Origin of the sequence: Cellulomonas sp. PhB143, from assembly GCF_003752595.1 — a bacterium.
Taxonomy (GTDB): Bacteria; Actinomycetota; Actinomycetes; order Actinomycetales; family Cellulomonadaceae; genus Paraoerskovia.
Genome location: NZ_RKIJ01000012.1, coordinates 277303 through 289411 on the forward strand (window position 1 = coordinate 277303; position 12109 = coordinate 289411).

The window sequence follows — 12109 nt, forward strand, 5'->3', positions numbered from 1 at the left end:
AGGAGGGACACCGTGCCCACGTCCGACCCGCGCCCGACCCGGGCCGCGCGCCGCCCGGTGCGGGACGAGCCGCGCGGCCCCGTGGTCGTGTCCCTCGGCGGTTCCCGCGCCGGACGGCGCGCCCTGGAGTGGGCCGCCGGCGAGGCCGCCGTCCGTGGCAGCGCGCTGCGGATCGTGCACACGATCGCCCTGCCGCTGTTCCCCGCCGACCCCTGGCAGTGGGCGTTCGCGCCGGGCCTCGGCCTGGTGGCGTACGACGTCGCCCGCGCCGAGCTGGCGGACGCCGTCGGGCACGCGCACGCGATCGATCCCGGGCTCGAAGTCTCCACCGAGCTGCTGCACGGTCCGCCCGGGCCGGGCCTGCTCGCCTGCGTCCGCGGCGACGACGCGCTCGTGGTCGTCGGCCGACGGCGGCGCGGGGCGGCGCGCCCGCGGGCGCTCGCCCCGGCCGTCGCGTGGGGGGCGCTGCGCCGGGCCGGGCGCCCCGCCGTCGTCGTCGACCTCGCCGACGCGCGCGAGCGCGGCCCGTCCACCGGCCGGGTGCTGGTCGCGCTCGACGGCACGCACGATCCCTCCCCGGTGCTCGACGTCGCGTTCCGTGCCGCCGCGCGCCGCGGCGCAGGCCTGACGCTGCTGCACGCCTGGCCCTCGCGCGCCGGCGGCGGGACCGGTACGGGAGCGAGCCCCGGGGCCGGCAGCGACGAGCACGTGGACGCGCTGCTCGGCGCCTACCGCGACGCGTTCGCCGGAGTCGGCGTCCGCCACCGCCAGGTCGCGCTGCTGGCGGAGGCCGTCGCCGCGGAGACCCGCGGGGTGGCCATGACCGTCGTCGCCGCGCCGACCGGCGGCGGGGACCTCGGGGGCCGCTCCCGCGCCCGCCGGCTCGTCCGCGCGGCGCGCGGGCCCGTCACCCTGGTCCCGGTCTCCCCTGCGCGCCCGGGCCCCCGCGCCGCCGCGAGGGCGGTGCGCCCGTGAGGCTCGACGCGCAGCGCTCCGGCGCCCTCCTGCTCGTGCTGAGCACCGCGCTGGCGATCGCCTGGGTGAACCTCTCCCCCGGCACGTACGAGGCGTTCTGGGCGACCACGCTGAGCCTCGGTGCCGGCGACCTGCGGCTCGACCTCACGCTGCACGACGTGGTCAACGAGGCGCTCATGGCGGTGTTCTTCTTTACCGTCGGGCTCGAGGTGCGCCGCGAGCTGACCATCGGCGAGCTGACGAGCTTTCGGCGCGCGCTCGCACCGGTGGTGGTCGCGGTCGCCGGCCTCGTCGTCCCGGCGCTCCTGTTCATGCTCGTGGCGCGCGGAACCGGCGTGGAGCGCGCCTGGGGTGTCGTCATCTCGACCGACACCGCGTTCCTCGTCGGCGTCCTCGCCCTCGTCGGCCCGCGCCGCCCCGGACGGCTGCGCACATTCGTGCTCGCGCTCGCCGTCGTCGACGACATCGGGGCACTGGCGGTGATCGCGCTGCTGTACACCCAGGGGTTCGACCCGGGGCCGCTGCTGGTCGCAGCCGTGGCGCTGCTCGGCGTCTGGCTCGTGCGCTACGTACCAGTAGCCAAGGGCCCGTTGTACGCCGTCCTCGCGGTGGTGGTCTGGCTCGGGTTCCTCCAGTCCGGCGTGCACCCGACGCTCGCGGGCGTCGCCATCGCGATGCTCGTGCCCGTCTACCGGCCGAGCCGCCGCGCCGTCGAGCAGGCCCTCGGCCTGGTGCGCACCTTCCGCCAGTCGCCCAGCACGGCGTACGCGCAGGCGGCGGCCAACGGGCTGCGCGAGTCGATCTCGATCAACGAGCGCCTGCAGCACACCTGGGCGCCCTACGTCGCGTTCGTCATCCTGCCGTTGTTCGCGCTCTCCAACGCCGGGGTGCGGCTCAGCGGGCCGATCCTGACCGACGCCCTGCACTCGCGGGTGACCTGGGGCGTCGTCGTCGCCCTCGTCCTCGGCAAGCTCGTCGGCGTCCTCGGCTCCGGCGCGCTCGTGCGGGCGCTGCGGCTCGGGGACCTCGGGCGGGGGGTCACCCTCGACCGGCTCGCGGGCGGCGCGGCGCTGTGCGGGATCGGCTTCACCATCGCGCTGTTCATCACCGAGCTGGCGATCGACGACCCGATGCTGCAGAACGAGGCCCGCGTCGGGGTGCTCGCCGCGTCGCTGGTCGCCACGCTCCTCGGGTTCGTCGTCTTCCGCGTCGCGGAGCGGGTGCGCCCGAGCGCGGAGCGGGGGCGCACTCTCGACCGGCCCGTCGACCCGGTGCGCGACCACGTCGCCGGGCGCGACGACGCGCCGCTGACCCTCGTCGAGTACGGCGACTTCGAGTGCGAGTTCTGCGGCAAGGCGTCCGGCGCGATCGACGAGGTCACCAGGGCTCTCGGCGACCGGCTCCGGTACGTGTGGCGGCACGCTCCGCACCCGATCCACCCGCGCGCGGTCGCCTCCGCGGAGGCGGCGGAGGCCGCGGCGAGGCAGGGCGCGTTCTTCCCGTTCCTGCGCGTCATGTTCGCGGAGCAGGCGCACCACGAGCAGACCGACCTGCTGCGCCGCGCCGCCGAGCTGGGCCTCGACCCCGAGCGATTCGAGTCCGACCTGGGCTCGCCGGAGGTCGCCGCACGCGTGCGCGACGACGCCCGCGACGCGGCGGAGATGGACATCGACGACGTCCCCACGTTCTTCGTCAACGGCCACCGGCACACCGGGCCGTACGACGCGCGCACCCTCGTCCTCGCCCTCGAGGCGACGGCGTCCCACCCTCTCGACCGGTCGTCCGACCGGTCGCCCGCCCCGTCCCGCCCCTGAGGAGCCACCATGCCCGTCGTCCGCTTCGCCCTCACGTCCACGCTCTCCGTCCCCGAGCTCATGCGGGTCCTGACCGACTTCAGCCCCGCCCGTGCGGAGGCCTGGCCGTCCATCGACGCCGAGCACCTCGTCGTGCACGAGCGCGGGGAGGACTGGGCCGAGGTCACCGAGGGCACCGCCTCCGCCTGGGAGCGCGCCCGCTACGAGTGGGACGCCGCCCGGGGCCGTGTGAGCATCACGACGCACGACTCCAAGGTCTTCGGGCCCGGCGGCGGCTGGGTGTTCCAGCTGACCCCGGTCGACGGCGGCACCCGCGTCGACGTCGAGCTCACCCGCTCGCCCCAAGGCCTGCGGCGCACGCTCCTGGCGTCGCTGCTGCCGCTCGTCGCGCCCGCGTCGCTGCGCAAGTCCTTCGCCCGGCCCCTGCAGGCCGCCTGAGATCGGAGCTCTTTCCTATGGCGACCTCCGCCATCACCCTGCACGACCTCGTCTTCGAGTGGCCCGACGGCGCCCTGGCGCTCGACGGCGTCAGCGGCACCTTCACGACCGGCCGGACCGGCCTGGTCGGCCGCAACGGCGCCGGCAAGTCGACGCTCCTGCGGCTGGTCGCCGGGCTGCTCACGCCGACGGCCGGCCGCATCGACACCATCGGTGACGTCGGGTACCTGCCGCAGACGCTCACGCTCGGCCACGCCACGACGGTCGCCGAGCTGCTCGGCGTCGGCGGCATCGTCGCGGCGCTGCGCGCGATCGAGTCGGGCGACGTCGACGTGCGGCACTTCGACGCCGTCGGCGACGACTGGGACATCGAGTCCCGCGCCGAGGAGGCGCTGCACGAGATCGGCCTGGCCGGCGTCGGGCTCGACCGCCGCGTCGGCGAGCTGTCCGGTGGCGAGGCGATGCTCGTCGCCGTCACCGGGCAGCGGGTACGGCGCACGCCGGTCACCCTGCTCGACGAGCCGACGAACAATCTCGACCGGCCGACGCGCGCGCGGCTCGCCGGGCTCGTCGACACCTGGCCCGGCACGCTCGTCGTCGTCAGCCACGACCTCGAGCTGCTCGAGCGCATGGACGCCACGGCCGAGCTGCACGCCGGCTCGCTCGACGTGTTCGGTGGACCGTACAGCGCGTGGTCCGAGCACCGGGAGCAGACCCAGGCGTCGGCCGTCCAGGCGGCGCGCACCGCGCAGCAGGCGCTCAAGGTGGAGAAGCGGCAGCGCGTCGAGGCCGGGACGAAGCTCGCGCGCCGCGACCGCACCGCCCGCTCGACCCAGAAGGACGGCGGGATCCCGAAGATCCTCGCCGGTGCCCGGGCGGACCGGGCGCAGGGCTCGGCCGGCGCGATGCGCACGACGCTCGACCAGAAGGTGCGGGCCGCGCAGGCGGCGGTCGACGCGGCCGACGCCCGGGTACGCGACGACGAGCACATCCACCTGACGCTGCCGGATCCCGACGTGCCGCGCGGGCGGCGGCTGGCCGAGCTGTCCGACGGCGCCGGGACGAACGTGGTGATCCAGGGCCCCGAGCGCGTCGCGCTCGTGGGCCCCAACGGCTCGGGCAAGACGACGTTGCTCGAGCGGCTCGTGCGCGGCGGCGGGCAGGAGGAACCGTCGGACGGGGAGTCGTCGGGCGCCCACGGGGCGCTGCTCACCGACCGCGTCGGCTACCTGCCCCAGCGCCTGGACGGCCTGGACGACGCGCGCTCGGCGCTCGACAACGTCCGCGACGTGGCGCCGTCGGCCACGCCCGGCGAGATCCGCAACCAGCTCGCCCGCCTGCTGCTGCGGGGCGCGAGCGTCGACCGCCCGGTCGCGACGCTGTCCGGTGGCGAGCGCTTCCGCGTGAGCCTGGCCCGGCTGCTGCTGGCCGACCCGCCGGCGCAGCTGCTCGTGCTCGACGAACCGACGAACAACCTCGACGTCCCGAGCGTCACGCAGCTCGTCGAGGCGCTCGAGTCCTACCGCGGGGCGCTGCTCGTCGTGAGCCACGACGACGCGTTCCTGGAGCGGCTCGGGGTGGACACGGTGGTCGAGATGGGCGCATTCCGATCGTGAGGGCTGGGCGCCGGCTCTGCTCAGAGCTGCTCTGCTCCGGGCAGAGACCGGTCCGTCCGCGGGATCCACCGAGGCAGGGTGGACTCATGAGCGAATCCGAGAGCGCAAGGATGTTCGACCACCGAGCCAGGCGTGAGCTCTACGAGCGGCGCGTCCTGGTGCTGGACGGCGTCCTCGACGACGACAACGGGACCCTGCTCGCCACCCAGCTGATCACCCTCGCCGAGGACCCGTCGGCCGACATCGCGCTGTGGATCCACTCCCCCGGCGGCTCCGTGCCGGCCATGCTCGCGATCCGCGACCTTATGCGCACCGTCCCGAACGACGTCTCGACCCTCGTGCTCGGGATCGCCTACAGCGCGGGCCAGTTCCTGCTCTCCGCGGGGACGCCGGGCAAGCGCAGGGCGCTGCCCCACTCGCGCGTGCTGATGCACCAGGGATCCGCCGGGATCGGTGGGACCGCGGTCGACATCGAGTTCCAGGCGGACGACCTGCGGCACACCCGTGACACGGTCCTGCGGCTGATCGCCGAGGACACCGGACAACCGGTCGAGCGGGTCTTCGAGGACTCGCTCCACGACCACTGGTACACCGCCGAGGACGCCCGCGAGTACGGCTTCGTCGACACGATCGTCCACTCCTGGGCGGACGTCGAGCCACGACGGCAGGGGCACGCGGGATTCGCCCGCGCCGACCTCGCCCGCGCCGGCACGGAGGGCGCGCGATGAGCTCCTACACGATCCCCCACGTCGTCGCGCAGAGCCCGCGCGGCGAGCGGATCATGGACGTCTACTCCCAGCTGCTGACCGAGCGGATCATCTATCTCGGCACCGCGATCGACGCGGGTGTCGCCAACGCGCTGATCGCGCAGCTGATCTTTCTCGAGTCCAGCAGCCCTGACAGCGAGGTGAACCTCTACATCAACTGCGAGGGTGGGGATCCCAGCGCCGCGCTGGCCGTCTACGACACCATGCAGTTCATCCGGCCGCCGGTCGCGACCACGTGCGTCGGACAGGCCGTCGCGGTCGGCGCCGTCCTCCTGGCCGCCGGTGCGCCCGGTCGGCGTGCCGCTCTCCCCCACGCCCGCGTCGTCCTGCACCAGCCGGCGGCCCAGGGCAGGGGAAGCATCCCGGACCTCATCCTTCAGGCGGACGAGGTGCTGCGCATCCGGTCCGACCTGGAGAGCGTCCTTGCCCGGCACACCGGCCAGGAGGTCGAGACCTTGCGGGCCAGCACCGACCACGACCGTACCTTCACCGCGACGGGAGCACGCGACTTCGGGCTGCTCGACCACGTGATCGAGCGATGATGACGCCCGGGACGCCGAGCCGTGGCTCGGGCTACGCCGCCAAGGCGAAGTTCGTCGCCTGGTAGGCCGAGCGTCGCGAGGCGGACGACGGCGTCGGGCACAGTCCCTCGGCGACGCTCTGCGTCAGGTCGAGCAGCGTCACGTCGAGGGCGCCCGCGACCGCCGCGATCATCTCGCTCGACGGATCCTTCTTCCCGCGCTCGATCTCCGACAGATACTGCGCCGAGACGCCGGCACGGATCGCGACGTCGTCGAGCGTCTCCCCACGCTGGTGCCTGAGCGATCTCAGGCGCTCCCCGAGCAGGTGTCGCCACAGGGGCTCTTGCCGGTCTTCGCCTCGCGCGGACGTCCACATGTCCACAACGTACGCGGACCGTCCCTCCGCGGCCGGCGCTTCTGCTCAGGGCAGAGCGCCGGCCGCGGGACCGGGCATGGGCATCCTCAGCGCTGCTGTGCGGCGCGCTCGAGCCAGGCCAGCGCGCCCTGCGCCGCGACGACGCCCGTGCTGAACGACGCCTGCAGCAGGTAGCCGCCCGTCGGCGCCTCCCAGTCGAGCATCTCGCCCGCGACGAAGGTGCCCGGGAGCCGGCGCAGCATGAGGGCCTCGTCGACCTCGGCCCAGGCGATGCCGCCCGCGGTGGAGATCGCCCGGTCGATGGGCGCGGTGGCGCTGACCTGCACGGGTACCGCCCGGATGAGCTCGGCCACCCGCGCGGGATCGCTCGGCACGGGGCCCGCCTCGCGCAGCAGCGCGGCCGCGACGGGGTCGAGCCCCACCGCGCGGCGCAGCCACGTGGAGGTCGAGTCCTTCGGACGACGGCGCTGCAGCTTCCCCGCGAGCTGCTCGACGCTCAGGCCGGGCCGCAGGTCCACGTCGACGACGCACCGGCCCGTCGCGAGGGCGCGGCGGACCGCGGCCCCGATCGCGTACACCGGGCCGCCCTCGATCCCGGTGCACGTCACCATCGCGTCGCCGCGCGCCGCGGGACCGGCCGCCGTGGGGCCGGCCGCCCCGCGGACGCTCAGCCCGACGTTCTTCAGGGGTGTCCCGGCGAACCGCTCCACGAAGGTCTCGCTCCATCCCACGCGGAGCCCCACGTTGGCCGGCAGCAGGGGAAGCACGCTGACCCCGCGTCCGGCGAACGGGGCGAGCCAGCCGCCGTCCGACCCGAGCTGCGGCCACGAGGCGCCCCCGAGCGCGAAGACCACGACGTCGGAGGTGACCGTGCTCTCCGCGCCGTCGGCGTCGACGAAGCGCAGCCCGCCGTCGTCGGCCCATCCCGTCCACCGGTGGCGGCGCTCGAGCCGGACCCCGAGGTCGGCCAACCGCGCCAGCCAGGCCCGGACCATCGGGTTCGCCCGGAACGAGCGGGGGAAGACGCGCCCGCTGGTCCCGACGAAGGTGGGCTCGCCCAGCCCCTCGCACCACGCGCGCAGGTCGGCCGGTCCGAACACGTCGAGCATGGGCGCCAGCGCGTCGGCCGAGCTGCCGTAGCGGCGCAGGAACGGTGCGCGGTCCTCGCTGTGCGTGATGTTCAGGCCGCCGTGACCGGCCAGGAGGAACTTGCGCGGGACCGACGGCATCCGGTCGTGCACCGTCACCGCCACGCCCGCTTGGGCAAGCACCTCGGCGGCGATCAGCCCCGCCGGGCCTCCGCCGACGACGGTCGCCGTGCTCAACGGGTGCGATCCCGGAGCTCGACGGCCCGCCTCTGCATCGGACGAACGTAACAGGTGCGCGCCGCAGGGCCGGTCATCTGCCGAGGCTGGCTGCGTGCTCGCGCAGGTACTCGCGGGCTGAACGGGCTCCGGCCAGGCGCTTTGTACTCCTTGAGAGTTTTTGCCTTCCTTGATATTCGCAGTCGTCGCGACCTGTCGTCAGTCCTGGATCGGCGACAGCAGCTGCCGAGCCCGCAGGTACTTCGCCGCGAGCCTCTCGCGCAGGGCGTCGTCGAGCCGCGCGACGCGCTCCGGGTCGGTGTTGTCGTCCAGGTCGGCGTGCTTGACGCGGATCGCGAGCGGTTCGGCGTTGACCCGGGAGAAGTAGTCCTCCGGTGCCTCGCCGCTCCGCTTGGACAGCGCCTCCACCGCAGCGACGACGTGCGCGGGAATCCCCTGGGCGATCAGATCGTCGCCCGTGATGTCCGTGTCTTCGATGACGTCGTGCAGCCAGGCTGTTGCTACGGCGTCGTCCGCACCCCCAGGCGTGCGAGTGCGCTCCGCGACCCGAGTCGGGTGCCCGATGTACGGGTGGCCGGTCTTGTCCTTCTGGTCCGCGTGAGCCTCGGTGGCGATGCGCTGCGCGATCTCGACGACATTCATTGCCGTGTTCATGCCTACGACGTTAGCTCGCGACCACGGAGCAAATGACTCCCGCCCCGAGCTCGGCCAGCGCGGCGCACCGGTCGCGCAGCGTCCGCCGGGCCGAAGACGTCGAGCATGAGGCGCCAGCATGTCTCCGCGTCTCGGCGGCCGGTCTCCGCCTCACGGGTGCCCGACGGCGGCGGCGACACGCCGCACCGAGGCCCGCGCGAACGCGGGCCAGCGGTCCCAGTAGTACGGGATCGCGGCGACGCCCTGCACCAGCGTCCATCCGCGTCCGCGCTCCCACGCACCGTCGTCAAGCTCACCGCCGGGTCCGGCGCCGGCGGCCTCACGGAAGGCGTCCCGCTCGCGCCCGGCGAACAGCCACCACGCGGGCGGCAGGTCGGCGGCCGGGTCGCCGACGCCGGCCGCACCCCAGTCGATGACGGCGCTGAGCCGCCCGTCGCGCACCAGAAGGTTGCCGGGCATGAGGTCGCCGTGGATCCAGCGGCCGGGGACGGGATCGGCTGCGGCCTCGAGCGCGCGGTCCCAAGCCTTCGTCGTCGCCGGGCCGTCGATGCGGTCTCCCGACGCAGCGATCCCCGCCCGGACGTCGTCGTCCAGGCGGTCGAGCGGGACGCCGCGCGAGGTGCCGTCCTTCACCGGCCCGCCGGAGGGGTCGACAGCGCGCAGCGCGGTGATGAACGCGCCCAGGTCGACGGCCGCCGTGTGCGGGTCGAGGTTGAGGCGGGCGTCCGGGTCGAGCGGGTCGGCGACGGCGGCGCCCGGAAGCCACGGCACCACCGACCACGGGAACGGGTAGGCGTGATCCGGTGCGCCCAGTGCGACGGGCACGGGCACGGCCAGCGGCAGGTGGGGCGCGAGGTGCGGCAGCCAGCGGGCGTCCGACGTCGCCTGGTTCGCGGCCCACTCGATCTTCGGCATCCGCGCGACCAGGCGCACGCCATCGGCGCTGCCGTCGTCGCCGAGGCGGAACAGCAGGTGGTCGGTCCCGGACTCCGCAACCGGCGTCACGGTCAGGTGCGACCACTGGGGGTGCTGGGTCGTGACCAGGCGGCGGACGGCGGCGGCGGTGACGGTGACCTCGTCGTCATGCAGCGGCATGAGCCCGACTGTACGGACCTTCCGCCCCGCCAGACCGGAGGAGTGCGGCCTTGTGTGCCGCGGGGCTACCAGCGGCCGGAGCAGCGCGGACGCACCGATGTACCTTGCGCGATCGCGGTCGGTGGCCCTGGACACCCAAGTGCGCTCGACGGTGGGGTCCGGACCCGAAATTCCGGGTCTGCCTCGTACCTCCACCGGGTGGCCGCAAGAAAGTGCGAACGCACGTGTTTGCGAGCCGCCCCACGCATCAGGAAACATCCCACCCGCATTGCGCCCGTTGCTAGACCGGTACTAGGTTCTTGGCCGTGGCTGACGAAGAATTAGTTCCGGCGGCCGGCTACACGCTCGGGTATGCCCGGGGCGATGATGCCGCAGAGCTGCTGGTGCTTCAGCGCTGCTGCTGGGTGACCGAGGCGATCCTGAACGACACGTTCGCGATTCCTGCGCTGCATGAAGACCTCGAAGCCGTCGAGGCCTGGGTGGAGAGCACGCATGTCTGGACCCTCCGGAAAGGACCGAGACTCATAGCGGCGGTTCGCGCACACCAGGAGGGCCAACGTTGGGAAATCGGGCGTCTCATGGTCGCGCCCGACCTCCGAGGTACGGGCCTCGGACGGTGGTTACTCTCTTACGCGGAGTCCCAGGCGCCGGACTCCGTGCACCAGTTCGACCTCTTCACCGGTCGCTGCAGCGAGCGCAACGTCAAGATGTACAGGTCGGCCGGATACGAGCTGACCGAGCCAGCGAGCGGGCAGCTCGGCCAGCACATCAGCGGCGCGGTGTATCTGTCCAAGCCCCGGGTCGGCACATCGCGACTGTGAATCGCGGGCCTTCCCTTATGGGTGGGACTACCCGGGGTCCCCTGGATGGACGGCATACGAACCACCATCATCAGGAGCCCCGCAGCGTAAGTGGAGGATTGCGCAGAGTAGGCCGCATCTCGGCAGCAGTTCAACTAGGTGGAGGATCGGTCAATCTAGGCTGCATCTCGACAGCATCGGGCTCACGCTTGCATGTCGACGAACCGCGAGTAGTGCCCCTGGAACGCCACCGTGATGACGTCCGTCGGTCCGTTACGGTGCTTGGCGACGATCAGGTCCGCCTCCCCCGCCCGCGGCGACTCCTTCTCGTAGGCATCCTCGCGATGCAGAAGTATCACCATGTCCGCATCTTGCTCAATTGAGCCACTTTCGCGCAAATCAGACATAGCGGGCTTCTTGTCCTGCCGCTGCTCAGCGCCACGGTTCAGCTGCGAGATCGCGATCACCGGAACCTCGAGCTCCTTCGCGAGGAGCTTGAGCGCACGCGAGAACTCCGAGACCTCCTGCTGGCGCGACTCGACACGCTTGCCCGACGTCATCAGCTGTAGGTAGTCGATCACCACGAGCTTGAGGTCGTGCCGCTGCTTGAGCCGTCGGCACTTGGCGCGGATCTCCATCAGCGACATGTTGGGCGAGTCGTCGATGAACAACGGCGCCTCGGTGATCTTGCCCATCGTGGCGGCGAGCTTTTGCCAGTCGTCCTCGCCCATCGAGCCGTTGCGCATCTTCTGCAGGTGGATCCGAGCCTCGGCCGACAGCAGGCGCATCGTGATCTCGTTGCGGCTCATCTCGAGCGAGAACACGACGGACGTCATGTTGTGCTTGATCGAGGCCGACCTTGCTATATCTATACCTAGCGTTGACTTGCCGATGGCCGGACGCGCCGCCAGCACGATCATCTGCCCCGGGTGCAGCCCGTTCGTCAGCCGGTCGAGGTCCGCGAACCCCGTCGGTACGCCGACCATCCCCTCGCCGCGGTGCCCGGCCGCCTCGATCTCGTCGACCGTGCCGCCGATGATGTCCGCGAGCGGCACGTAGTCCTCCGCCGTGCGCCGCTCGGTGACCGCGTAGACCTCGGCCTGGGCGTTGTTGACGATGTCGTCGACGTCGCCGCCCTCGGTCGCGTAGCCGAGCTGGACGATGCGCGTGCCCGCCTCGACGAGCCGGCGCAGCACCGCGCGCTCGCGCACGATCCGCCCGTAGTACCCGGCGTTCGCCGCCGTCGGCACCATGGCGATGAGGTCGTGGATGTACGGCGCTCCCCCGACACGCCCCAGCTCGCCGCGCTTCTGCAGCTCGGCGACGACCGTGATCGCGTCCGCCGGCTCGCCGCGCCCGTACAGGTCGATGATCGCGTCGTACACGGCCTCGTGCGCCGGACGGTAGAAGTCGGTGCCGCGCACCTGCTCGATGACGTCGGCGATCGCGTCCTTCGAGAGCAGCATGCCGCCCAGCACGCTCTGCTCCGCCTGCACGTCCTGCGGCGGCGTGCGGTCGAACGCCGTGCCGCTCGGCCGGTCGTTGCCGTACCCGGCCTCGAGCTCTTCGATCGACATCTGTTCCCTCGGTCCCTCGTGGCCTGACGCGCGTCGTGCCCGTCGAACCTCTGTTCTACCGCCCGCCACCCACACGCGGGCCGGTGCCCGGGGCGTCCGGCGAAGACACGACTGGGCGACGATATGACCGGCGTCCGGCGCGGGCAAACCT

General features: G+C 72.9%; 12 protein-coding genes. 7 read left to right on the forward strand and 5 right to left on the reverse strand.

Features of this window, described 5'->3' with window-relative positions:
• Nucleotides 1-12: 12 nt before the first annotated feature.
• The 6 genes from EDF32_RS09530 (at nt 13) to EDF32_RS09555 (ending at nt 6152) form a co-directional block, all read left to right on the forward strand.
• Complete coding sequence (locus tag EDF32_RS09530; protein WP_158614083.1) at nt 13-975, forward strand: universal stress protein; 963 nt, start codon at nt 13-15, stop codon at nt 973-975.
• Entirely contained in the window at nt 972-2789 is a 1818-nt protein-coding gene (gene nhaA / locus EDF32_RS09535) for a Na+/H+ antiporter NhaA (protein WP_123308291.1), read from the forward strand. Before EDF32_RS09530 ends, nhaA begins: the two co-directional genes overlap by 4 nt.
• A 9-nt stretch (nt 2790-2798) precedes the next feature.
• A complete protein-coding gene (locus EDF32_RS09540; RefSeq protein ID WP_123308292.1) occupies nt 2799-3227 on the forward strand; it encodes a hypothetical protein in 429 nt (142 codons plus the stop codon).
• A gap of 17 nt (nt 3228-3244) precedes the next feature.
• On the forward strand, nt 3245-4843 hold the full coding sequence (locus tag EDF32_RS09545) for an ABC-F family ATP-binding cassette domain-containing protein (RefSeq protein ID WP_123308293.1): 1599 nt from the start codon (nt 3245-3247) through the stop codon (nt 4841-4843).
• Between the two features lie 86 nt (nt 4844-4929).
• Nucleotides 4930-5571 (forward strand): ClpP family protease, encoded by a 642-nt coding sequence (locus EDF32_RS09550; protein WP_123308294.1) that lies wholly within the window; start codon nt 4930-4932, stop codon nt 5569-5571.
• Nucleotides 5568-6152: a ClpP family protease gene (locus EDF32_RS09555; RefSeq protein WP_123308295.1), complete on the forward strand. Its 585-nt coding sequence runs from the start codon at nt 5568-5570 to the stop codon at nt 6150-6152. Before EDF32_RS09550 ends, EDF32_RS09555 begins: the two co-directional genes overlap by 4 nt.
• 31 nt (nt 6153-6183) lie before the next feature.
• Here the strand turns inward: EDF32_RS09555 and EDF32_RS09560 are convergent, their stop codons facing one another.
• The 4 genes from EDF32_RS09560 to EDF32_RS09575 all read right to left on the reverse strand — a co-directional run bounded on the left by EDF32_RS09560 (nt 6184) and on the right by EDF32_RS09575 (nt 9581).
• Complete coding sequence (locus EDF32_RS09560) at nt 6184-6507, reverse strand: helix-turn-helix domain-containing protein (RefSeq protein WP_123308419.1); 324 nt, start codon at nt 6505-6507, stop codon at nt 6184-6186.
• Between the two features lie 86 nt (nt 6508-6593).
• On the reverse strand, nt 6594-7832 hold the full coding sequence (locus tag EDF32_RS09565; protein ID WP_123308296.1) for a TIGR03862 family flavoprotein: 1239 nt from the start codon (nt 7830-7832) through the stop codon (nt 6594-6596).
• A 198-nt stretch (nt 7833-8030) separates the two neighbouring features.
• Nucleotides 8031-8486, reverse strand: coding sequence for an HD domain-containing protein (locus tag EDF32_RS09570; RefSeq protein ID WP_123308297.1), 456 nt, complete (start codon nt 8484-8486; stop codon nt 8031-8033).
• Between the two features lie 150 nt (nt 8487-8636).
• The gene (locus EDF32_RS09575; protein ID WP_123308298.1) at nt 8637-9581 is read right to left on the reverse strand and encodes an aminoglycoside phosphotransferase family protein; all 945 of its coding nucleotides are present in this window, start codon (nt 9579-9581) and stop codon (nt 8637-8639) included.
• A 305-nt stretch (nt 9582-9886) separates the two neighbouring features.
• Here EDF32_RS09575 and EDF32_RS09580 point away from each other — a divergent pair, with 305 nt between their 5' ends.
• On the forward strand, nt 9887-10402 hold the full coding sequence (locus EDF32_RS09580) for a GNAT family N-acetyltransferase (protein ID WP_123308299.1): 516 nt from the start codon (nt 9887-9889) through the stop codon (nt 10400-10402).
• Nucleotides 10403-10584: 182 nt separating this feature from the next.
• Here EDF32_RS09580 and dnaB read toward each other — a convergent pair whose 3' ends face one another.
• Complete coding sequence (gene dnaB / locus EDF32_RS09585; RefSeq protein ID WP_123308300.1) at nt 10585-11958, reverse strand: replicative DNA helicase; 1374 nt, start codon at nt 11956-11958, stop codon at nt 10585-10587.
• Nucleotides 11959-12109 lie beyond the last annotated feature (151 nt).

What these genes read in the sequence shown, in the direction of transcription:
- EDF32_RS09570 (WP_123308297.1), bottom strand. Translation starts at nt 8,486, where the DNA reads ATGAACACGGCAATGAATGTCGTCGAGATCGCGCAGCGCATCGCCACC.
- EDF32_RS09550 (WP_123308294.1), top strand. Translation starts at nt 4,930, where the DNA reads ATGAGCGAATCCGAGAGCGCAAGGATGTTCGACCACCGAGCCAGGCGT.
- EDF32_RS09540 (WP_123308292.1), top strand. Translation starts at nt 2,799, where the DNA reads ATGCCCGTCGTCCGCTTCGCCCTCACGTCCACGCTCTCCGTCCCCGAG.
- EDF32_RS09575 (WP_123308298.1), bottom strand. Translation starts at nt 9,581, where the DNA reads ATGCCGCTGCATGACGACGAGGTCACCGTCACCGCCGCCGCCGTCCGC.
- dnaB (WP_123308300.1), bottom strand. Translation starts at nt 11,958, where the DNA reads ATGTCGATCGAAGAGCTCGAGGCCGGGTACGGCAACGACCGGCCGAGC.
- EDF32_RS09560 (WP_123308419.1), bottom strand. Translation starts at nt 6,507, where the DNA reads ATGTGGACGTCCGCGCGAGGCGAAGACCGGCAAGAGCCCCTGTGGCGA.
- EDF32_RS09545 (WP_123308293.1), top strand. Translation starts at nt 3,245, where the DNA reads ATGGCGACCTCCGCCATCACCCTGCACGACCTCGTCTTCGAGTGGCCC.
- EDF32_RS09555 (WP_123308295.1), top strand. Translation starts at nt 5,568, where the DNA reads ATGAGCTCCTACACGATCCCCCACGTCGTCGCGCAGAGCCCGCGCGGC.